This is a genomic window from Ruegeria sp. AL2, from assembly GCF_056540845.1.
The window spans coordinates 1-21,606 of sequence record NZ_JBQFXM010000023.1; the positions used below are offsets into that span (position 1 = coordinate 1).

At 56.4% G+C, this 21,606-nt stretch carries 17 protein-coding genes; 3 read left to right on the plus strand and 14 right to left on the minus strand.

The window, feature by feature from the left end; genetic code table 11:
• Positions 1 to 363 precede the first annotated feature (363 nt).
• From ACR0ID_RS17845 to ACR0ID_RS17905, 13 genes are all read right to left on the minus strand, one after another.
• Positions 364 to 2,145: a thiamine pyrophosphate-binding protein gene (locus ACR0ID_RS17845; protein WP_480520406.1), complete on the minus strand. Its 1,782-nt coding sequence runs from the start codon at positions 2,143 to 2,145 to the stop codon at positions 364 to 366.
• Positions 2,145 to 3,554: an aldehyde dehydrogenase family protein gene (locus ACR0ID_RS17850; protein ID WP_480607539.1), complete on the minus strand. Its 1,410-nt coding sequence runs from the start codon at positions 3,552 to 3,554 to the stop codon at positions 2,145 to 2,147. Before ACR0ID_RS17850 ends, ACR0ID_RS17845 begins: the two co-directional genes overlap by 1 nt.
• Positions 3,535 to 4,449 (minus strand): sugar phosphate isomerase/epimerase family protein, encoded by a 915-nt coding sequence (locus ACR0ID_RS17855; RefSeq protein WP_480520410.1) that lies wholly within the window; start codon positions 4,447 to 4,449, stop codon positions 3,535 to 3,537. The genes ACR0ID_RS17850 and ACR0ID_RS17855 overlap by 20 nt, the downstream gene beginning before the upstream one ends.
• 153 nt (positions 4,450 to 4,602) lie before the next feature.
• Complete coding sequence (locus ACR0ID_RS17860; RefSeq protein WP_480520412.1) at positions 4,603 to 5,793, minus strand: Gfo/Idh/MocA family protein; 1,191 nt, start codon at positions 5,791 to 5,793, stop codon at positions 4,603 to 4,605.
• Complete coding sequence (locus ACR0ID_RS17865) at positions 5,786 to 6,457, minus strand: hypothetical protein (RefSeq protein WP_480520414.1); 672 nt, start codon at positions 6,455 to 6,457, stop codon at positions 5,786 to 5,788. The genes ACR0ID_RS17860 and ACR0ID_RS17865 overlap by 8 nt, the downstream gene beginning before the upstream one ends.
• A gap of 16 nt (positions 6,458 to 6,473) precedes the next feature.
• The gene (locus ACR0ID_RS17870; protein ID WP_480607544.1) at positions 6,474 to 7,634 is read right to left on the minus strand and encodes a Gfo/Idh/MocA family protein; all 1,161 of its coding nucleotides are present in this window, start codon (positions 7,632 to 7,634) and stop codon (positions 6,474 to 6,476) included.
• Positions 7,624 to 8,439 carry a citryl-CoA lyase gene (locus ACR0ID_RS17875; protein ID WP_480520418.1) on the minus strand — a complete coding sequence of 272 codons (816 nt, stop codon included), beginning with the start codon at positions 8,437 to 8,439 and terminating at the stop codon, positions 7,624 to 7,626. Before ACR0ID_RS17875 ends, ACR0ID_RS17870 begins: the two co-directional genes overlap by 11 nt.
• On the minus strand, positions 8,436 to 9,368 hold the full coding sequence (locus tag ACR0ID_RS17880; protein WP_480607546.1) for a shikimate dehydrogenase: 933 nt from the start codon (positions 9,366 to 9,368) through the stop codon (positions 8,436 to 8,438). The genes ACR0ID_RS17875 and ACR0ID_RS17880 overlap by 4 nt, the downstream gene beginning before the upstream one ends.
• Positions 9,310 to 11,196, minus strand: a complete 1,887-nt coding sequence (locus ACR0ID_RS17885; RefSeq protein WP_480607549.1) for a bifunctional sugar phosphate isomerase/epimerase/4-hydroxyphenylpyruvate dioxygenase family protein — start codon at positions 11,194 to 11,196, stop codon at positions 9,310 to 9,312. The genes ACR0ID_RS17880 and ACR0ID_RS17885 overlap by 59 nt, the downstream gene beginning before the upstream one ends.
• A complete protein-coding gene (locus tag ACR0ID_RS17890; protein ID WP_170753386.1) occupies positions 11,196 to 12,491 on the minus strand; it encodes a TRAP transporter large permease in 1,296 nt (431 codons plus the stop codon). Before ACR0ID_RS17890 ends, ACR0ID_RS17885 begins: the two co-directional genes overlap by 1 nt.
• Positions 12,488 to 13,063, minus strand: coding sequence for a TRAP transporter small permease (locus ACR0ID_RS17895; protein WP_480520424.1), 576 nt, complete (start codon positions 13,061 to 13,063; stop codon positions 12,488 to 12,490). The genes ACR0ID_RS17890 and ACR0ID_RS17895 overlap by 4 nt, the downstream gene beginning before the upstream one ends.
• Positions 13,064 to 13,093: 30 nt before the next feature.
• Positions 13,094 to 14,104: a sialic acid TRAP transporter substrate-binding protein SiaP gene (locus tag ACR0ID_RS17900; protein ID WP_480554957.1), complete on the minus strand. Its 1,011-nt coding sequence runs from the start codon at positions 14,102 to 14,104 to the stop codon at positions 13,094 to 13,096.
• Between the two features lie 87 nt (positions 14,105 to 14,191).
• Positions 14,192 to 15,493, minus strand: coding sequence for a Gfo/Idh/MocA family protein (locus ACR0ID_RS17905; protein ID WP_480520427.1), 1,302 nt, complete (start codon positions 15,491 to 15,493; stop codon positions 14,192 to 14,194).
• Here ACR0ID_RS17905 and ACR0ID_RS17910 point away from each other — a divergent pair.
• On the plus strand, positions 15,492 to 16,145 hold the full coding sequence (locus ACR0ID_RS17910) for a GntR family transcriptional regulator (protein ID WP_480607554.1): 654 nt from the start codon (positions 15,492 to 15,494) through the stop codon (positions 16,143 to 16,145). The genes ACR0ID_RS17905 and ACR0ID_RS17910 overlap by 2 nt on opposite strands.
• A 236-nt stretch (positions 16,146 to 16,381) precedes the next feature.
• Here ACR0ID_RS17910 and ACR0ID_RS17915 read toward each other — a convergent pair whose 3' ends face one another.
• Positions 16,382 to 17,935, minus strand: a complete 1,554-nt coding sequence (locus ACR0ID_RS17915; RefSeq protein ID WP_480607557.1) for a tannase/feruloyl esterase family alpha/beta hydrolase — start codon at positions 17,933 to 17,935, stop codon at positions 16,382 to 16,384.
• A gap of 256 nt (positions 17,936 to 18,191) precedes the next feature.
• On the opposite strand from ACR0ID_RS17915, the gene ACR0ID_RS17920 reads away from it, so the two are divergent.
• Complete coding sequence (locus ACR0ID_RS17920) at positions 18,192 to 19,553, plus strand: IS1182 family transposase (protein ID WP_209505932.1); 1,362 nt, start codon at positions 18,192 to 18,194, stop codon at positions 19,551 to 19,553.
• A gap of 277 nt (positions 19,554 to 19,830) precedes the next feature.
• Positions 19,831 to 21,357 (plus strand): amidase, encoded by a 1,527-nt coding sequence (locus ACR0ID_RS17925; protein WP_480607559.1) that lies wholly within the window; start codon positions 19,831 to 19,833, stop codon positions 21,355 to 21,357.
• Positions 21,358 to 21,606: the final 249 nt, after the last annotated feature.

Genomic DNA, 21,606 nt, shown 5'->3' on the forward strand with positions numbered 1-21,606 from the left:
CCGCACGAACAGGCCGGACAGACGACAGTACTGACGAAATCGACCGCAGAAATCGCCAAAAAACTCTTGCAATGCAGGAGCCACCCACAGATGCCGTTGGCCGCCTGTTGGTGATGCTGCGACGCATCCCGTCGAATCTGCCATTCGCTGCGAGAGAGAAAACTTGGACGCTAAGAACGCACATACTTCAGCGTTATTGCAATTTGACATTATCTCACGTGCTTCGTTGAGAATAACTAACCAACAAAAAAGTTCAGACACACAACAACGATGACCGCGCCGCGACGGAGCTGTTGATATTTGCTCGAACACGGATGAGCATTGACACAAGAAACTGGGCGCGTCTGAACGCGCCCAGTTTCGTCAAGTCGCGACGTGAGATACCTCTTTGTCCGGTGAGTATATGTCCAAGATGTTCCAATGTCCGGTCGTTGGTGTTGGGTTGTTGATCATTGGGACATCAAGAACGGTTGGTTTGCCGCTGGCGATTGCCGCTTCCAATGCGGGCAACAATTCATCAGCAGCACTGAGCCTGTGCCCTTCTGCACCATAAGCTCTTGCAATATCTGCATAACCCGGTCCGTTTGCTGGAGCTGCGGCTGATCCAGGGAACGTGGTCCCGTATGTCAGACCGTAATGCGCCTTTTGAAGGCCCGCGATAGTGCCGAAGGCGTTGTTGTTCATAACCAGCCAGATGATGCCCAGATCAAGCTCGACCGCGGTTGCCAGCATCGACGGGTTCTGACCGAACCCCCCATCGCCAACAAGACTTATCACCACACGGTCAGGGGCTGCCAGTTTTGCGCCGATCGCTCCCGGAGGGCCAAAGCCCATCGTCGCGAATCCACCCGGGGTCAGGATTGAACCGGGTGCCAGGATATCGAATTGTTGTCCGACGCCGTTCTTGTTCCATCCCACGTCCGTAGTGATAATGGCATCCTCGGGCAGTGCCTTGCGGGTATCTGCCAAAATACGTTCGGGCATCATCGGAAAGGACGACGAGGTCGCCATGTCCACGTTGCGCGCTTTGAAGTTCGTTCGGAAGTCGGTGATCTTCTGTTCCAGCGCGGGGCGTTTGAAGCCCTCAGGATACATCTCGCGGGCAACCCGGTTGACGACTCGCAAAGCGGCCTTGGCGTCAGCAACGACTCCGATCTCGGTGGGATAGTTCCGTCCAATCTCTTGCGGTTCGATGTCGATATGAATGACCTTGGAACCGGGGATGTTAAACGTGTAGCCGGGATACCAGCTGGAGCAATCGGCCTCTTTGAACCGAGTGCCGACGGCAAAGATGTAATCCGCATTCAGGCAGGACTGGTTGACCAGCTCGGTGCCCCAAAACCCGGTCATGCCCAACACCAGCGGATGGTCGTCCCGCAATGCGCCCTTGCCCATCAGGGAATGCGCGACCGGCAGGCCCATATGTTCAACGAAGTCGCGCAACTCCTCGCTGGCCTGAGCCAGAAGGATACCGCCGCCGACATAAGCGACCGGGTTTTCGGCCCTTGCCAAGGCTTCGACAATCTCGCGTGCCGTTTCATCGTCAATCGACGGTTTCTTGAGCGCGCGCGTGTTGTCGAGAATACGGTCGAAGCTGTCCGAGGGGATGACTTCCGAGAAGATGTCCATCGGCACGTTGACCAGCACCGGGCCGGGCTGTCCGCTTTCGGCCAGATGAAACGCCTTTTCCAGGATCTCGGCCATCAGGTCAGCCCGATCTACCCGCCATGCACGTTTGACAAAGGGGCGATAGATTTCCCACTGGGCGGCGTCCGCGTGCAGGTTCACCTCTTGATGCGGATGTTTGCCGTAGTAATGCGTGGGAATATCGCCTGCGATCACCACCATCGGGATACAGTCCAGTGCCGCGTTGGCGACCCCGGTGGCGCAATTGGTAAGCCCCGGGGAGAGATGGGACAACACCACCGAGGCCTTGCCCGTCACGCGGGCATAAGCGTCCGCCGCGTGACTGGCGATTTGTTCGTGCCGCACGGTAACGAAATCAATCGGGCTTTCGGCCAGAGCGGCCAGAACCGCGATATTCGTATGGCCACAAAGCCCGAACACATGCTTGACCTCACGGCGTTCGAGAAAGTCTACGATGTGCTCGGCAACGGTTTTGCCGTCCAGTTTCGCTCCGTCCATCACGCGACCTCCTGTCCGTAGAACTCACCGAACAGGTCCGGCTCCGAGGGGCGATCCTCGGGGATCGGACGGCTGACCCAGGTGTAGTTCATCATGTGTTTCATGGTGACATTTTCATTCGTGATGTTTCCGCCCCAGATGCCGCAACCAAGGCTGCTGGTCATTGGCATGCCATTGGTCCAGGCACCCGCGTTGGCCTTGGACTGAGGCTGTCGCACCATCATACGGCTGACCGGAGCCAGGCGCGCCAACCGATCGATGTGATCGTCATTGTGGCTGTAGATGCCGCAGGAATGGCCCTTGCCCCCGGTGTTGTAAATCTGGCTAACCGTTTCCAGCGCGTCATCGAATGTGTCGAAGTGATATAGCGCCATCAGCGTTGTCAGTTTTTCCTTCGAAAACTTGTGCTGCGGCCCGATTTGCCCCTGATTTTCAACCATCAGGAATTTGCGATCTTCTGGGATCGAGAACCCGGCGACCTTGGCCGTTTGCTGAGGCGGACAGGCGATGGTCGGAAACGTGCGGTTGCCCTTTTCGTCCCACATGGCCTCTTCGAGCATGGCCTTCTCTTCGTCCGAACACAGGTATCCACCTTCGGCCTCAAGCGCCTTGACCATATCGTCGTAAACCGAGCGCTGGATGATGATGTTACCGTCGGCCGAACAACCCGAACCAAAGTCAGACGTCTTGGAAATTCGGGTGTTCTGAGCGGCGATGTCCAAGTCGGCTGTCTCATCGATGACGATGGATGAATTGCCCGCGCCGACACCATAGGCTGGACGCCCTGAACTGTACGCTGCTTTGACCATGGGCTTGCCTCCCGTCGCCAAAGTCAGGTCGCAGATCTCCATCAGATGTTGCGTCAATGGTATCGACGGTTTGCGAATGGACTGAAACAAGTCCTCGGGAGCACCGGCAGCACGACAAGCTGCACGCATGACTTCGACCATTTCAAAGGTCGTGTGAGCGGTTCGCGGGTGCGGGCTGAAGATGACCGCATTCCGGGCATTTGCGGCGGACACGCCGGTCACTGGCGGTGTCATTGCTGGATTGGTCATGGGGATCAGAGACGCGATCACACCGGCAGGTTTGGCGTATTTCACGAGCCCCTTTTCTTCGTCGACTTCGACGATCCCCGTCGAGGGCGTGCGCAAGACATCACGCAGTACCATGTGGATTTTGAACCGTTTCGCTGGACGCCCTTCGCGATCTCCGATGCCGCTTTCGTCCACGCCTTGCTGGGCCAGGCGCGTGAAAGTTTTCTCGTTCCCCGCATACCACGCGATTGCTTGGGACAGGCGGTTCAGCCTGTCCTGATCCCAATCCTCAATCTCGGCCATGGCGGCGCGGGCGCGTTCCAGCATATCGACCGCCATGTTGCGATCGTTTTCAGTGAGCTCTTTGCCCATGGTGATCCTCTTGGTGTTTTGGAATTGCTGCATCGTGCATACGACGCTGTGACCGCGCCTCGCCGAATGTTCGCTTGGCGTGGCTGAGACAGCGACGCGCGTGTTCTTCATATCCCAACTCGGCCACGCGGCTTTGGTTGGGCAGTTCGATGGAATAGTCGACGGGTGGCATCCGTTCGATGATGCCGGTGAAATCGATCCATCCCTCACCGGGATATAGCCGCGCATCGCGGGCCAGTTGGATCATGCCCTCACGCGTATCGGCGATGCCGGGCAGGCAATCAGAGATATGCAGGAAGTGAAACAGGTCCGAGGGAACGTGCAACAGCTCACCAAGATCTACGCGGCTGAGGTGCAGGTAGAGCGTATCAACCAGAATACCGCCGTTGGGCTGATCAGAGGCGCGGACAATGTCCAGTGCTTCATCCAGCGTGCGCAAGCGGGAGAAGCTCGGAAACTCCAAGTCCACCGTTAACCCGTAGGGCGCTGCCAGTTCGCAGGTTTCGGAATAGACGTCGATCAGAAAGTCACGATCATCGCGGGCGTTGGTCCATGCGCTCATGATCATGCGTTTGGCGCCGAGTTCCCCTCCGATCTCCAACGAGGGCTCAAAACTGCGCGGATCGACATCTTCCGTGATGCGCGCAAGCTCGACATCGAGGACTTTCACCCCGGTGGTAGAGAGAGCCGTTTTGGTGGCCTGCACCTGCGCCTTGTCGATTGGAGACTGAGTAAATTCACCGGGCACGTGCATCGGAATGAACCGCGGGCTGACGGCATCGTAACCGGCCCGGGCGGCGATATAAACCAACTCGGGCGGCGTGCAGCCGATCAGCGTCAGATGCGCCAAGGAATAAAGAGAGGGGCTTGCGCCAGCCTCATCGGGTTTCACCATGAACGACAGCTCCACGTGTCTGCGAATCTCAAATTCATCACACGTAGTAAAAAATATCTGATATTTTTTAAAATATCAACTCTGAATGCTGCTCTGAAAATAGAAACGCCCGGGCGATGCCACGGGCGTTTTCCAACTGCTCGGATTTATGTTTTAAACTGTGACCCAATCACCGCCGGATTGGTGTGACCGGACCGAGGCACCAATGAAACGCACGCCGTCTGCACCTTGATCGACACTGGGATAAGTAAGCCAATCAGCCGGAACCGGGACACCATCCCGGCGGGCAGCCACCCCCATGGCAAATTCCGTATATAAGTTGGCCCAGGCTTCGATAATCCCCTCCGGAAAACCCCGTGCGGTACGGATCAGTCGTTCTGCACCGGGGCCGATGCCATGCCCGTGACCTCGGCTGATAATACGATCCGGTTCACCAAACCGATTGAACTTCAGCTGCTCGGACTTCTCCAAATCCCACTCGAGACCTCCTTCGCTCCCGAATATGCGCAACCGCAACCCGCCCCGGTTTCCGGGGGCAAGGCGCGTTGCCATCAGGGTTCCCGGAACCTCGTTTTGATAGCTGGTGAACATGAATACCGTGTCTTCCAAAGGCTTTGACGCGCCGCAGACGTGGAACTCGGCCCGCAGGTCGGTCATCGGCAGGCCCGAGACAAAACTGGCGAGATGCGCGGCATGGGTGCCGATATCGCCGACACAACTGGTCGGGCCTGAAATCTTGGGATCCAGCCGCCACTTTACATGAGGCGCATCGGCCACATCTTCGGGCGTCATCCAGTCTTGCATGAACTCAACATGGATCTGGTTGATCTTGCCGATACCGCCATCGGCCACGATCTGTTTCGCCTGCCGGATTACCGGAAAGCACGACATCGCATAGCCGACGGCAAAGACCTGCCCGGTGCGCGCGGTGATCTCCTCAAGCCCCTCGGCCTCGGCGACTTCATTGGTCAGGGGCTTGTCGCACAGCACGTCAATGCCCGCCTCCAGAAACGCTTTGGCCGCGTCGAAATGAACGTGGTTCGGAGTGGTGATCATCACGGCATCCACGCCATCCGGACGCGCTGCCTCAGCCTGCGCCATCTCCTCGAACGACGCATAGCACCGGTCTGCCGGCAGAAACCACTCGGCCCCGCGCGCCTTGCTGCGCGCGGCGTCAGAACTGAGCGCACCTGCGGCGACCTCCCACCGGTCGGTCATCCGCGCGGCCGTTGCTTGCGTGACAGATATCCGCCCTCCGCCAACAACGCCCAGGCGCAAACGGCGCGACAACCGGGGGAAAGGACCGTCAAAATTCAGGTTTTCGGGCAGAAGTCTCTCAGCCATTCTGAACCTCCATTTCCGGGACCCGTGCGCCCTCGGGCAGGATTTCCACCGCCATGAAGATGCTGGGGGTAATCGTCTCGTATTGATGCCAGGGATAGTTGCCTTCGGTGTCATACATCGGCTTGTGCGTCGTGCCCGGGGCCATGAACTCTTCGAGATAAAGGGTTTCAACGTCCCGTTCCCGGCATTGCTGCATTTTGCCAAAGCCAACGATTTGCGTATGCACTTCGCGAAACCCCGGTACGGGGCAGAACGGATGATCCATGTGCAATCCGACATTCAGCGGAACCGAACCCGAGTGATACATGGTCAGCCCGACGTTACCGACGAAGACCTTTGGCGACATGTAATGGCTGACACCGCGCAAACGCTCCTCTTGCCGGACGTCAAAAGCAGACGGCCACGTGTTTTTCACCTTTGCAAACAGCTGGCCGTCATCGCCGTGGGCATCAAAGCCATGGACGATCACCGCGCGCTCCACACCGTGCAAAACGCTATTTTGTACAATCACGGACGAAAGTGGCGCAACGGCTTGATCCTCGATCAAGAGGCCCCGTTCGCCAAGGTTAAGAACGATTGCACGGCCCTCGACGGAAATCTGTTCATCAGTGATGTGCTGGACGTCAAAGAAAGGCAGCGCAAAGTCGAGTTTTTTAACCGGCATGAGCCAGCTCCTTCCGCTAATCTTGCAGGAAATTGACCGGCAGAGGCTTCGGTGCCTCGCACCGGCTTTCTATGGTCTGATAGGCTCCGAATTTCGGTGCCCGTTCAATCGCGTCCATGACCTCGAACACATGGTAGGCAAGCGCGCCACTGGCACGGGGCTGACGCCCTTCCTGTGTGGCCAGAGCAAGGTCCAAAAGGCCTAAGCCGCGGCTGTCTTCGTTGAACCCGTGTTTGTTCTCGACCACCGGCCAGTCTTCGCGACCTGTTGGACGGGGCTGATGTGACCAGCGCGAGGTTTCGCGCGTCTTCAGCCAAACATCGCCTTGAAAGATATTGGCACCATGCACCGGGTCAGGATCCGGAATGCTGATGGTTCCGTTTTCACCATAGATCTCGAAGCGCGGGGTTTCGCTGTCCCAGACGTCGAAACTCATTGTCATCGACCCGATGGCGCCGGATGAGAACTGCAACAGGCTAAGCGAATGCGTGTCGACCTCGACATCCATCCATTCCCCGTTTCGGGGACCATTCTCGATCATCCGCTTGTCGAATGTGCGTCGTGCCATTCCGGCGACCCGATCAACGGGACCAAGACAGCAGATCATGGCGGTCAGGTAGTAAGGCCCAAGGTCCAGCAATGGCCCACCACCCGCCTGATAGTAGAAATCCGGATTGGGATGATGGCGTTCCGTCCCGTGGGTTCCGACATGGGCAAATACCCCAGTTGGTTTCCCGATTGCGCCTTCGTCTATCAAGCGCCGAACGGTTTGCCAGCGACCGCCCAGAAACGTGTCGGGCGCGCAACCGACCAGCAGCCCCTTTTCGGCGGCCGCGTACAGAATCGCCTTGCCATCCGTCCGGTTCATGACCAGTGGTTTTTCCGAATAGACGTGCTTGCCCGCCTCCAAGGCGCGCAGGCTGATGTCGGCATGGGCTGCCGGGATCGTCAGGTTCAGAACGCAGTCAATCGTCGGGTCATCGAACACCTCATCCGGTGTGCAGGCCTTGGAGATGCCGTATTGATCCGCCTTGGCGCGGCTTTCCAAAGGATCGAGGCTGGCGCAGGCGACGACCTCGACGTTTGAGAAATTGGAGAGTGTTTTTAGATAAATATCGCTGATACGACCACAGCCGATAAGGCCGACCCGGAAGGATTTCGATGTCTCACGTGTCATCATTCCTGTCTTCGTAGTGGGGTAAGTAATTCGGGGGCATGGGCCCTTTGTTCCGACCGCCCTGACCCATCTGCTCCCACGCATGGGCAAGTATTCCGACCGAGCGGGACAGGCAGAACAGCCCTCGCGACAAGGGCGCAGGAAAGCCAAGTTCGCAGAAGATCACGGCTGTTGCACCATCGATATTCATGGCAATCGGCCGACCGCCGCGTTGACGACCGAGTTCGGACTGAACCTCTTCTCCGATATCGGCAAAGCGGCCAGAAACTGTACCTTCTGTCGCTGCATCACGAACAAGTTGCATCAGCCTGGGCGCGCGCGGGTCGACGGGCTTGTGAAAACGGTGGCCAAAGCCCGAGACGATCTTGCCGTACGTCTCGCGCCAGCTGTCCAGACCGTCCTGAACAGCATTAATCAGCGATGCCCCAGCATTCATGCGTTCCGAGATATCATAATACAGCTCGGCGCATTGCTCCCCTGCCCCGCCATGCACATCGCCCAGCATGTTCACCGCAGTCGCCATCGCATTATTGAGACCTACCCCGCAGGTGGCAGCCATGCGCGCCGCCGCGATTGAGGGGGCCTGTGGGCCGTGATCCACGCCTGCGACCAAAGCGGCTTCGAACAGACGCGCTTGTGCGTCGCTGGGCAGATCACCCCGCACCATCAGCCAGATCATTTGCGGAAAAGAAACGTTCCCGATCAGATCCTCTATTGCGTTGCCACGAAACGCGATCTTACCGGGTTTCATGTCAATGATGGATGTGCGCCACCATTGGCGGATTGCTTGTTCGTCGTTTGTCATACCGTTGCACCTCTAAACTCGCGCATGCGCTGCTGACGAAGTGAATCGAAAACGTTTTGAAGGCGACTGATTGAGGCGGTGCAGCCGGTGAAGATTTCAAAAGACGCTGCAGCCTGATGAACCGCCATTCCAGCACCATTCATCACTTTCAACCCAGTTGCGCGGGCCCTGCTCAGTAGGTGTGTCTCAAGCGGGAAATATACGATGTCTGCCACCCATGCATCGGGCCGCAACAGGGATGGTTCAATGACTGTTCCGGGGTACTTGCCCATTCCAAGTGGTGTTGCGTTGACCACTCCGTCCACAAGTTCGATCCGATCCAACGAAATCGAAGGGGAACCCTGAATCTTTGCATAAGGGCGCAAGACCTCTAGTCGACTGACCAGCGCCTGCGCTCGGTGGAAGTCAGGATCGATTATCTCCAGGTATCGAACACCTGAATCAAGCAAAGCCAAAGAGACTGCACTGCCCGCGCCACCAGCTCCAAACATGAGAACCGTTTCAGTCTTCGATGATCCCAAAAAATCTCCGAAGGCACTGTGGAAACCTATGTAGTCGGTGTTGTGGCCAACCATTCGGTCGTCACAAAAAACCACCGCGTTGACAGCTTGAAGCTCCTCAGCAGTCTTGGAAAGCTCATCAAGATGATCAATGACTGATGCTTTGTAGGGATGCGTCACGTTGACCGCCGCGCAGCCTAATTCAACGGAATAATGCAGTAAATCAGCGACCGACATTCCACGAAATGGCTCTTTTGCAGTGTCGATCCTACCGTAGCTCAGATCGATACCCTGCGCCCGACCTTCTGCCTCGTGCATCTCAGGCGTCATGGAGCCAGCAATACCTTGGCCGATTAGTGCCGCCTTCATATCAGGTTGTTCCTTCCGCCATGTGGTGTCGCGCTTGGGCCGCCAATCGGAACGCAGCATTGCGCGCGCCGTAGCCGGAGTAGCCAGATCGGCGCTCAACAATTTCAAAGAAGAAGCCGTTAAAGATAGGTCGGCTGTAGATCTGAAAATACTCGGAACCCGCTGCGCGGTCGTAGAGAATGTTATCCCTGCGCATTTGGGCGATCAGGTCTTCACTTAACCCGAATGTCGCTTGCAGATCAGCGTAGTAGTTTTCTGGGATGGACAGGCTGGGAAAGCCGGACTTCCGCAATTGGGCTGAGGTTTCAAATATGTCGTCCGACTGGAAGGCTATGTGCTGAACACCGGCACCAAAACCGTCTTCAAGGAATGAAGCCGCCAGTGTTCGACGCCCAACTGCACCATTCAGGTTTAAACGCACTTCGCCCTCGGGGCTCTCGATGGCTTGGCTTTGCACAACACCTGATGGGTCGGCAACGTTTACGATCGGGGACTTTGCCATCTCAAAAGTCGAAATGTAATAGAGCAGCCAGCTTTGCATCTCATCGTTACGCATCGTCTGCGCCAGATGGTCGATGCGGCGCAGACCGGCAGGCTGGATCGCTTTGGTCTTGGCGACTGGCTCGAACTCGATGTCCCAAACCCGATGCAGATCGGATTTCTCATCTATGAAATGTACAACATTGCCACCAACACCTCGGATGGCCGGGATGTCCAGTTCCCCAGTCCCTACCGGCTGTGAGAAATTCGGCGCGCCCAACGCGGTCGCTCGCTGAACCGTCTGATCCGCATCTTTGACACGCAACCCCATGTCACACACGGAGGGGCCGTGACCCAGGAACGCCGAATGGGCGAAACCTTCCTTTTCGGTATTCACAACGATGTTTATCGCGCCCTGCCGCCACAGCTCGACGGACTTGGTTACGTGTTTTCGCTCCATTCGAAAACACATTGCTGACAGCATATCTGCCAGCTGCGCGCCGCTTGTTTCGTCGGCTGTAAATTCGACGAATTCGAAGCCTGACGCATAGACGCGTTCCGGCAGGTCCGGGATGCCGAAATCTGTTCCCGGTTCGGTCCGGGAAACCTCATCTAACAGGTTCACCAGCGACCTGTAGCTGTCTCGGGCCAGTGTCAGGCCACCGGGTTGAGGAGCTGCTTCATTGACGCGCGCAATGGACCAAGGCCCCTTGTACCCAGCGCGGGACAACACCCGCACAAAGCCCGCAAGGTTCAGTGACCCAAGCCCCGGCAGAAGCCCAAAGTGCCGTTTGAGCCTGCGAATATCCATCTCAAGTCGGGGTGCATCGGATAGCTGCACATGGAACAGCCGATCTCCAGGAATGTCCCGAAGGCGGGCTGGTTTGGACCCGTCGGCAAGCGAGAAGAAGGAATTCAAGGCCAACCCCAAATAAGGGCTGTCGATAGCTTCAACGACGCCTAACGCCTGTTCATCCGAGTGAATAAGATCCGACCATGGCAAGCCCATATAGGCCAGACGCAACCCCATTGCCTTTGCTATTTCGGCCGCCTCGCCAAGATCTGCGATTACCTGTTCTTCGGTCGCAGCGGCATCGACCTCGAATGCGGACCCAATTAGCAGCAGATCCGTACCCAACTCGCTCATCAGGTCGAGTTTGCGCTTCAGTCGATCAAAGGCGCGCTCCCGTCCGCCGCCAGACTGGCCTTCAAGGTTATGGAAAGGTTGCAGCAGGCAAATCTTCAGGCCGAGATCTGATGCTATGTTCCGAATTTGCGATGGCGGCCCGTCAAAAGCGGTCAAGTCCGGTTCGTGTAATTCGACACCCCCGAATCCCGCGTCAGCGATAGCACTCAGCTTTTCGGCCAGATCACCGGGGATCGACGTTGTCGAAACCGAGAGGCACATTATCCCTGATATCCAAACATACGCGGCAACCACAGGACCAAATCAGGCATCAGTATCATGATCACCAGGGCGAAGATGAGAACCGCGAGGAAGGCCCAGATTTCCGAGATGATTTCGCGTAGCGGAATGTCCGTCACGGCGTTGATCACAAAGAGCAGAATGCCATAGGGCGGCGTGATCAGACCGATCATCGAGTTCACGACGACCAGCACCCCGAAATGCACCAGATCAATCCCAAGCGCTTCGCAGGTTGGAATGAACAGGGGCACAATCACCAGGATGATCGTTGTTGCGTCTAACACGCATCCCAGCGCGAGGATCAGCAGGTTTACGAGGATCAGGAACACAATCGGGCTAACATCGGAACCCTCCAGCAGCGCCGAGATAGACTGAGGAATTTGCTCCTGAATGACGATGAAGTTCAGAATGAACGCGCCACCAATGACAACCCCGACGGCTGCGGAAGAGCGCGCACTGTCGACGAACACCTGATAAAGGCCGCGAAAGGTCAGCGCTCGGTAGAACAACGCTGCCAGTAGCAGGGCGTAGAATGCAGCTACGGCGGCAGCTTCGGTCGGAGTGGTGACGCCCCCATATATGCCGTATAGCAGGATTGCGGGCATCAGCAGTGCCGGAAATGCGTTGGCGGTTTTAGCCGGCAACTCGCGCAGTGGAACAGGTTCTTCCAATGCAAAGTTCCGCTTTCCGGCCAGATAATAGTTCATCGCCATGAGGACGACGCCCATGATCAGGCCCGGCAGAATACCGGCGAGAAACAGCGACCCGATGGAGGCCTTGGAAACGAGCGCGTACAAAACCATCGGGATAGAGGGCGGAATAATAGGGCCGATCGTTGCCGACGCTGCCGTGATTGCAGCTGCGTAGCCTCGGCTGTAGCGGCCATCCTTGGTCATCATTTCAATGATGATCTTCCCGATCCCCGCAGCATCCGCGACGGCCGAGCCGGACATACCCGAAAAGATCAGTGACGCTACCACGTTTACGTGCCCGAGGCCGCCCTTGAAACGACCGACAGCAGCGACGCAGAAGTTCAAAAGACGGTCCGTGATCGATCCAGCGTTCATGATATTCGCGGCGACGATGAACAAAGGCACGGCAAGCAGGATCGTGCTTTTGTAAAAGCCTTGCAGGATCTTCTCGCCCGCGAGGGCGACGTCCAGTCCGGCCGTGCCCAGGTACACTAATGAGGCCAGGAGGATGGAATAGCCGATAGGTGTCCCGATGCCTGCCAGAAGAAAGAGAGCGAGCAGGCAGGAAAGAAGTTCAAAACTCATTTTTTAACTTCCTCATCCTTTTCGACGTCGACACGGGGATGATCGTCAACCACGTTGTACCCAACGACCAGTTCCAACTCTGTCTTTGGTGGGCCATTGCGCATGACGTCGAAGAATAGCCACGCGTAGCGCGCTGCGACGACCAGCATGAATACCGCGTAAATCGAGAATACTGTGCGCAGCGGTATCTTCTCACCGGAGAACGGATTGCGGACAGTCGATGTCTTGCGGATTTTCATCCAGTCGATGTAGTCCCACGTCGGAAGGAAGCTGTAGAGCATACCGACTACGATCGCTGCGGCCGCCAGCATCGCAAAGACCTGCCGTACGCGCATCGGCACCGAAAGATAGATGATGTCGAACTTCACGTGATCCCGTTCGCGCACGATGAAAGCGCAGCTGAAGAAAATCACCCAGACCCAAAGAATGCCGATCAATTCCAGCGTCCAGCCTGCTGGGGTGAAGAAGTACCGTAGTAGAATTTGGAGAAGGAAGATAAGGAAGATTGCCGCCAGCATCCCGCCGGCAATCGCTTCGGTCAGTCGGGAGAACCCCTTCATAATGGCCTTCATTATGGTTCTCCCTCCCCTGTCTTACTGGGTTCAGTTGCCCAGAGCGTTGATCTGATCCAGAACGCCTTCGGGCCATGAGCCAGCGAATTCGCTGTCCAGATACATAGACTGTACCTGATCGCGGAACGCAGCGAGATCGGGTTCGTAAATCTCCATGCCCTGCTCTTTCAGGAAGCTGACAAGATCCTCTTCTTTCTGAAGCTGCTTCTGGCGGCCTGATTCAGCTGCTGCGTCCGCAGCTTCCTGAACCTTAGCTTGCTGTTCCGGTGTCAGCCCGTCCCAAACTTCTTTGCCGATGGCTATATAGTTCAGGTCGACCAGATGCGATGTCAGGACGATCTGATTGGTCACTTCATAGAACTTGGCGTCAACGACGGTCGGCAACGGGTTATCCTGCCCGTCAACGGCACCGGTCGACAGCGCGGTATAGACTTCGGAGAAGGCCATCGGTGTCGGCGCGGCACCCAGCGCCTTGCCAAGGAACTGCCATGCGTCGGTGCCCGGCATCCGCAGATTCACGCCTTCCAAGTCTGCGGGCGTCGTGACTGTCAGCTCATCCTTGGGCTGGCGCAGGTTCACCTGACGACGGCCCAGATACATGACCGACAGCAGTTTGACGCCTAGTTCTTCTTCGGCCTTCTGCTTAAAGGCATCCATCAAGGGATCGTTGAAGACAGCTACCTGATGCGCGGCGTCCTGGTGGACATAGCCTGCGGTAAAGATCGAAAACTCGGGGAAGAACTGTGCCAGTTCCTGCGCCGAGGTGATCGACATTTCCAGGTTACCCCGGCTGATGGCGTCCAACTCGGTGCCTTGGGCAAAGATGGTTCCATTATAGCTGGGCTCGTAGCTTGCGAAATCAGCGACCATGGGCGCGAAAACCTCGGCCATAGCGACCGAGCGCTGGTCGGTCTCCGATCCTGATGTTGCGAGGCGAAGTTGCACTTTGTCTTCCGCCAGCGCACCGCTTGTTGCGCTAAACAGAACACCGGTTGCAACCAGGGCTGATACAGCAGCCCGGCGGGTAAGTTTGGTAATCACTTTGCTCCTCCCTGAGACATCATGATGCATTTTCCGATTCTGAGTTTTGACCTATTTTGGACATTTTGCAAGATTTTTTACAAAATATCAGATATTTTTAATTACCTGCAATCTCTGTTGTTGCGTTTCCCGAAGGTTTCTTATCCTGACAGTCTCGCCAGTCCTGCAGGAATTCTGTATAGCTTCAATAACTTGGAGTGTTTTAAAACCTTCCCATCCAGACACAATCGGATCTGCTTCGCGCCGAGCGACTTCAACAAAGTGCCTGAGTTGATTGACCAAGGGGTCGGATGCACCCTTCTTCAGCGCGGTTGATGAGATTGGCGTCCACCAATCCCTTTGCTCGCTCTGGTAACTCCACAGTCGAAGATCGGGAACGGACAACGACCCGTGAGAGCCACCTATCATGTAGCTACTCTCAGTGGTCGAAGGATAGATTGGATATTCCTGAGACGTCATCTCCCAGCTCCATGGAGCAACGATGCTGTCGGACACACTTATGGTTCCTATCGCTCCGCTTTCGAACGTCAACAGAGCACCGGCAACATCTTCGTTGTCGTAACCCCGCTGCGATGCAGCCGACCGCGCCTGTACGGTCATGACTTCTCCGGCCAGGTACCGCAGCAGATCCACATCGTGGACAAGATTGACCGAGATGGGCCCTGCGCCGGGTTTCTTTCGCCAGGGCGCAGCATCAAAATATTCGTCTGGCTTATAAAACCAGCAATTCGCATGGACAGCGCGCACATCTCCAATCTTCCCATCGACAATGGCTTCCTTAGCCGCCCTGATCAGAGGATTGTGTCTGCGATGATGTCCGACCATCATTGGCACATTGGCCTTCTCCGCTGCTTGGACAAGCTCCAGTGCAGTGGTGGCTTCCACGGCGATCGGTTTTTCGACAAGAACGGGACAACCATGTCGAACACACGTGAGGCCTTGTTCAACATGAAGCGTGGTCGGGGTCGCAAGAACAGCTCCGTCCGGCGTCTGAATTGCAAACATTTCCTCGAGGGTTTCGTAACATGCGACCCCGTGCTCAACGGCGTAAGCACGGCCTTCATCGCTGGGGTCGACCACCGCGACGAGATCAACATGGCGCAACGCTCGTATAGCGTCTGCGTGGCGGCGTCCAACAAGGCCAATGCCGACAATGGCAATGCGAAAGTTCTTAGACACTTTGCTTCCTTCCGGAGGGTCCGGAAAATCCCGAAACCGATGATTGCGATCGGGCTGCTTTGCCCAACTTGGCCACGACCGTATTGGGGTTTTCGCGATTCCGCAATAATGTATGATATTTTTATTTTTACCATACATCAGTTTGGATTGCTGATGTCTCTGAAAAATGCTAATTGAACGAGGAAACTGATAATATCGGGTGAAACGCATGGCGAAACAGCCGTCTACGATAGGTGCAAGTATCTATCAGCGCATCAAGCGGGACATCATCTTCGGGGAGTTGCAGCCCGGCTCCAAACTGAAGCTGGACGCCCTGAAGGAACGCTACTCGGCAAGCCTTTCGACACTTCGTGAAACGCTGAACCGGCTCGCCAGCGATGGATTTGTCGAAGCTCCCGAGCAACGGGGTTTTCTGGTCACGCCAGTTTCACGAGAAGACCTGACCGAGATTTCAGAGCTGCGCGTTCTGTTGGAATGCCACGCGTTAGAGTTGTCCATTGCGAATGGCGACACGGACTGGGAAGGCAACCTCGTTGCCGCACACCACAAACTGCACCTGATGGAACAGCAGCTTCTCAAGGGCGACGAGTCCGAGAAAGAAACCTGGAAACGATATGATTGGGAGTTTCACCAAGCGATGATCGCGGCCTGCAACTCCAAGAACCTTCTGTCTCTGCACTCGATCATCTACGACAAGTATCTGCGGTATCAGATGCTGGTGCTGACATATCGCGGCGAAGAGGCCGTCAAGGAACACAAGGGCATGTTCGATGCCGCGCTGGCCAGAGACGCTGACACGGCCAAGAAACTGTTGGAAGATCACATCCGAAACGGCCTCACCCACACGTTGGAGGCTATGTAATGCGACATGCTGATTGTGTGCTTCGACGTCTTCAGGTCGATTTGGCAGGGAATATCTCAATATTCCACATCTAGATCGAGAAGTTTGTGAGCGGCCCAGAGCTGCCCTTGACTGTCCAGCTCCGATGCTGCAGCCGCAGCCCGCATTCCGGACGTTCGCTGCAACTGCGAAGTTTCCGTCGATTCGAACTCACGTTCTGCGGACGGAGCGGTCATTCAAAATTCGCCAGAACAGCGTCAATCGCTGGTACGACATGAAAAGCTCGACGGGTCCCGAGGGTCACCTTTGCCGACATAAATTGCGACTTGTGGATAGGCGCAAATAGGTCTGGCCCCAGCAGGCTGAGCCTTTTCGTCTAGCCAATAGGCCATGATCTCGTCTGGTGCCTCACCTGTCTCCGCCCAATTATCGATCTCAGAGAGGAAATTCACCCAAGAAGGACCAGGGCCACCAAAACAGTGCTCCACTCCGGGCATCATGAACAGTCGGACATCCTCGGCAGCACTTGGATCATGTGCAAGTAAGTCGTCATAGTAGCCGACCATCGCCAGCCCGGATTGTGCGTTATCAGACCAACCGGAGTACAACAGCATCTTCCCGCCACGTTCGCGATACATCGAAAGATCGGGGTTTGTAGCATTTAAAGTTTCTGCAGCCGCTGACGCATCATTTTCGTATGTGCCGAAATCGAAGTTCTCATACGTCCAGTTGGGATCATGATAGACAAAGTTCTGCATGATCCCATTTCCGAAACTGAAGAATGCGCTGGGAGAAACCGGTTCTTCAAACCCACCCGATCCGACGCCTTCCTGGAAGCCGGCGTCGTCGTCCTGGTACTTCATTCCACCCGTCAACCAGCGGCTCCAACCACCCTCGGCGGTTTCCCCGCCGAATGGGAAACCGTAGTAGAGGCTTTCGCCTGCAGCATCTTTCGGACCGTCGTAGACCACCTTGAACGCGGCGACTTCCTTGGCGCTCAGGCAGCCCTCGAACTCGCCTGCTTCGCATTGCAGGCTTGCAACGTCGAATGTGCAGGTTCGCGGATCGTTGAGGATGCCATCCTCGAGCCCGTCCAACGCATCGCAGGCTGCCAGATAGGAAGTCTCTACCAGCGCTTGTGCTTCCGGCCCAACGACCGCCTGCTCTAAATCGTTCGGGTCGGGGTACATTGCCTGATTGATTTGGGTGGCCTGAACCGCGATACCGGTCCAGTCAACAGCAAAGGCGCCTGCAGCGACCGCGTCGAAATCTTCGGGATAACGCAGCGCAGACATTATTGCTTGCCCGCCACCGCGAGAGCACCCGGTGAAGTAGCTGCGAGAAATCTTCTGCCCGTAGTATGCGTCCGTAAGGGCCTTGGCCGTGACCGCGGTCCGATGCACCGCCAGATGTCCAAAATTGACCAAGGCCTCCAGATCGTTAAGAGCCCAACTGGCATCTGCGGGATGTCCCTGATGTCCGGTATCGGTGCCGACCGTCGCGTACCCAGATTGGAGCGCTCCGTACAGAAGCGCTGTATTCATCACTGATCCGACAAAACCGCCCCCGCCACCCATGACGAATTTGCCATTCCAGCCGTCTGGTAGAAGAAGCTCAAAATGTATCCTGCCGCCGATCACGCCGGTGACCGAGCAATGCGCGGCCGGGTCCTCCGAGGGCTGCACGACGAGATAGTCGACATCCGGAAGCGGAATGAGCGCGTCCAAGTTACAGGCCGGTTGGCCCCAAGCGGCTACAGGGGCGTGCAACGCAAAACCTGCCATGACGATTTTTGCAAAAGCTTTTAACATGCCTTCCCCTTCTTCTTGGATTTGCCATTGGGATAGTAACCTCAAATGGCAATCGTAAACATGGGGCTGTGACATAAGCTATACTGAGCTCGTGTCGCCGTCTGTGGTACGTATTCTGAAAGTCCACGAGGGGCTCGGTGCAGACGTTCGCCCGAATATCGCGAGCGACCGCAATGCCGAGATACTGTTGAAAAACTCTGCTTGAGCGATGCTTTGGCTGCTGATTCAATTCTCTTGAGTTGCAGGAGAGTTGCTGATGATGGGACCGAGGCAAGTTGCGCAGGGTGCGCTGTTCTACGAGTTCAGTATTGAGGATCACGTTCCGACGGATCACCTTTTGCGCGCGATCGACCGGTTTGTAGACCTTGTTGACATGCGCCGACATCTCGCGCCGTTCTACAGTTCAACAGGCAGGCCCTCGGTTGATCCCGAGCTGATGATCCGAATGCTGATTGTGGGCTATGCCTTCGGTATCCGGTCAGAGCGGCGGCTGTGTGAAGAGGTGCATCTGAATCTGGCGTATCGCTGGTTCTGTCGCCTCGATCTGGCCGATCCGGTGCCCGATCATTCCACCTTTTCCAAGAACCGACATGGACGTTTCCGGGACAGCAACCTCTTCCGGCATCTGTTCGAGCAGGTGCTGGCGCGCTGCATTGCCGAGGGACTGGTCGGCGGCGAGAGCTTTGGAGCAGATGCTTCGCTCATCAAGGCTGATGCCAGCCGCTATACGAAGGTGGACTTCTCGGAATGGTCTGCAGCAGATGCTGCAAACCGGGCGACGCAGGAATACCTTGATACGCTCGATGATGCGGCCTTCGGCGCTGCGACACCGGTAAAGCCGAAGGCGATCTCGCCCGCCGACCCGGCCGCGCGGTTGACCGGAGCCAATGGCGACAGGCCCTTCTTTGCCTACAGCACCAACTACCTGGTCGATCTGGACCATGCGATCATCGTCGATGTCGAAGCGACTGCGCCGATACGTCAGGCGGAAGTGGGTGCCGTGCGAGACATGCTGGTGAGAACCCAAGACCGTTTCGACCTGCACCCATGGCTGCTGGCCGCAGACACGGCCTATGGTGCGGCGGAGATGCTTGGCTGGCTTGTGAAAGAGCAAGGTATCGAACCCCACATCCCGGTCTTCGACAAGTCCGAGCGCAAGGACGGCGCGTTTCCTGCCACCGACTTCACCTACGATCCGGACACCGATGCTTACAAATGTCCCGGCGGGAAGGAGCTGAAGCCGTACTGGCGGAACATCTCAAAGGGGCGCCCGGCGTTCGGCAAGGATGGCTTCAAGAAATACTACGCCCGGAAACAGGAATGCGCGGCGTGTCCGCTGAAGCCCCGATGCACGCCCAACCAGGCGACCCGGAAAATCGCCCGATCCAGGCATGAAGACGCCCGCCAAAAAGCACGGGATATCGCGAAGACCGATGCCTATGTCGTCTCCAGCTACGCCAGAAAGAAGGTAGAGATGCTCTTCGCCCACCTCAAACGCATCATCGGCCTCGACCGCCTCCGCCTTAGAGGACCAAACGGCGCCAAGGATGAGTTCCACCTCGCAGCAACAGTCCAGAACCTCCGCAAACTTGCAAAGCTCAGACCAATCTCGGCGTGAAGAGCCGAGCAGGAAGACTTCAGCCGCTATTTCCGCCGCGCTTACACATCGACTTTTTCAACAGCATCCCGACTAAGCGGTCATAGGCAAATAGTGCATGGAGCGAGAAAGCAATTGACCAGCATGCAGCCCGTCCGTCGCGCTATTTTCTTCTGCACTCAGCCTTAAAACACAGACTTCACGGATATTCCATTTGTCGCTGCCTCGGTTCACATTTTCGGTGCGGCATGTAACAGTTCAGATGTTTGTCGTCGATCATGAACCGGAGGCCGATCCCTTGGCATTTCCCAAAAAACGCCTGACGCGCCGAAAATTCCTTGGAACAGTTGGGGCAACAGGTGCCTTTCTTGGCAGTGTGAGCCTTTCGTCAAATTCTTCATTTGCCGGAACGCGGCAACTTGACGACCTGGTCGAATACGATGCAGTCGGGCTAGCGCAACTTGTAAAAACGAAAGAAATCTCTGCGATCGAACTCGTCGAGCGGGTTATCCGCCGGATTGAAGCACTGAACCCCATAGTCAATTGTATGGCGACACCTACCTTTGACCGCGCGCTGGAAAAAGCGCGAGAAATATCCCCGGATACGTTTTTCGCCGGTGTGCCAACGATGCTTAAAGACATGGTTGATGTTGGGGGTGTCAGACGGACAGATGGCTCCCGGCTTTGGGCAACGAATATTCCGCAGAAGTCCGTCGCCTATGTCGATGCTCTGGAAGCATCGGGGCTTAACATGATCGGAACAACCGTTGCCCCCGAGTTCGCCAACGGTCTTGACAGTGAACTCTACGGGATGGCGATCAATCCTTGGAACCTTGACTATTCGTGCAATGCCTCAAGTTCTGGCGCGGCCTGTGCGGTTGCAGCGGGAATAGTGCCGCTTGTGCATGGCACAGATGGCGGTGGGTCAAACAGGCTTCCCGCCAGTGCCTGCAATGTCATTGGTTTCAAGCCCTCTCGGGGCCGCATGATGTCAGGCGAACAGGACGGCAGCCACGATACGTTCAAGACGAATGGACCGATTTGTAGAACCGTGCGCGATGCGGCTGCATTGATCGATGTCTGCGAAGACAAAGCCGGTCCTTTTCCGCCGATCGGTTTCATCGAAGGACCATCGAAACGCCGTCTGAAGGTCGCGTATGCCCGGATGGGCACCAAAGGTGTTGAACCCGTCGCTGCCATAGTGCGGGCACAGGACGCCGTCGCAGAATTATTGCGTGAACTCGGGCACGAAGTGACTGTCATCGAACATCCGATCGACGGAGCAGAGTATCTTCGCATGTTCCGCTATGCGTTTTTGCCAAAGTTTGCGCCGCTGCTCTCTTTGGCGCGCAGCACCAGTGGTCAGACATCGCTTGATACTGGGCTCCTGTCCAACTGGACGGCAACAACGATGCTGGAGGGGCAGTCCTATTCCACGGAACAACGGCAGGAAGGGTTGGATTATTTCAATGACATTTCGGCCAAGTTCGCGGCAGTTTTTGCGAACTACGACGTTATCTTTAGTGCCACTTCCCCTTCCGAGACATTGAAGCGGAGTGCGGTCAGCCACCGTGACGACTTCGCGTTCAAAGCCCATCTTCTTGAGAATTTGCTGGCGCTGACTTCCCCGGTGAATGCCGTGGGCGATTGCGCGATCTCACTTCCGCTTTCATTCTCCTCTGAAACAAACATGCCGGTTGGATCAATGTTCCATGCAGCAGCCGGAAACGACGCCACGCTTGTCGAGCTATCTTACGAACTTGAACAGGCCAGACCATGGAAAGAAAACTGGGCGCCATATTCCGCCAAGTTTATTCCAGTATGACCATAAACGAGGTCCGCATTGGGCTCACTGCCGACCTCGGAGCAAACGCAGCATCTGATCGCCCGGCTGGCTGGCTCCGATGAGGACGGCCCATACCAGTCACTCGACACTATGCCTCTATGCTGCAGCCGCAACCCACATTCCTGCCGTTCGCTGCGCGAACAAAATCAGTCGTTGAACGAATTCACAGATCGCGGACAAAGCAGCCGCTCACCAGACTCAACCAGACGTCGGCCAACTGAGCTTTGC

Coding starts and splice junctions, on each gene's coding strand:
- ACR0ID_RS17905 (WP_480520427.1), bottom strand. CDS start 15,493: ATGCGTTTCACCCGATATTATCAGTTTCCTCGTTCAATTAGCATTTTT.
- ACR0ID_RS17845 (WP_480520406.1), bottom strand. CDS start 2,145: ATGGACGGAGCGAAACTGGACGGCAAAACCGTTGCCGAGCACATCGTA.
- ACR0ID_RS17895 (WP_480520424.1), bottom strand. CDS start 13,063: ATGAAGGCCATTATGAAGGGGTTCTCCCGACTGACCGAAGCGATTGCC.
- ACR0ID_RS17920 (WP_209505932.1), top strand. CDS start 18,192: ATGATGGGACCGAGGCAAGTTGCGCAGGGTGCGCTGTTCTACGAGTTC.
- ACR0ID_RS17885 (WP_480607549.1), bottom strand. CDS start 11,196: ATGTGCCTCTCGGTTTCGACAACGTCGATCCCCGGTGATCTGGCCGAA.
- ACR0ID_RS17890 (WP_170753386.1), bottom strand. CDS start 12,491: ATGAGTTTTGAACTTCTTTCCTGCCTGCTCGCTCTCTTTCTTCTGGCA.
- ACR0ID_RS17880 (WP_480607546.1), bottom strand. CDS start 9,368: ATGCTGCGTTCCGATTGGCGGCCCAAGCGCGACACCACATGGCGGAAG.
- ACR0ID_RS17910 (WP_480607554.1), top strand. CDS start 15,492: ATGGCGAAACAGCCGTCTACGATAGGTGCAAGTATCTATCAGCGCATC.
- ACR0ID_RS17875 (WP_480520418.1), bottom strand. CDS start 8,439: ATGACAAACGACGAACAAGCAATCCGCCAATGGTGGCGCACATCCATC.
- ACR0ID_RS17915 (WP_480607557.1), bottom strand. CDS start 17,935: ATGTTAAAAGCTTTTGCAAAAATCGTCATGGCAGGTTTTGCGTTGCAC.
- ACR0ID_RS17865 (WP_480520414.1), bottom strand. CDS start 6,457: ATGCCGGTTAAAAAACTCGACTTTGCGCTGCCTTTCTTTGACGTCCAG.
- ACR0ID_RS17870 (WP_480607544.1), bottom strand. CDS start 7,634: ATGACACGTGAGACATCGAAATCCTTCCGGGTCGGCCTTATCGGCTGT.
- ACR0ID_RS17850 (WP_480607539.1), bottom strand. CDS start 3,554: ATGGGCAAAGAGCTCACTGAAAACGATCGCAACATGGCGGTCGATATG.
- ACR0ID_RS17860 (WP_480520412.1), bottom strand. CDS start 5,793: ATGGCTGAGAGACTTCTGCCCGAAAACCTGAATTTTGACGGTCCTTTC.
- ACR0ID_RS17855 (WP_480520410.1), bottom strand. CDS start 4,449: ATGGTGAAACCCGATGAGGCTGGCGCAAGCCCCTCTCTTTATTCCTTG.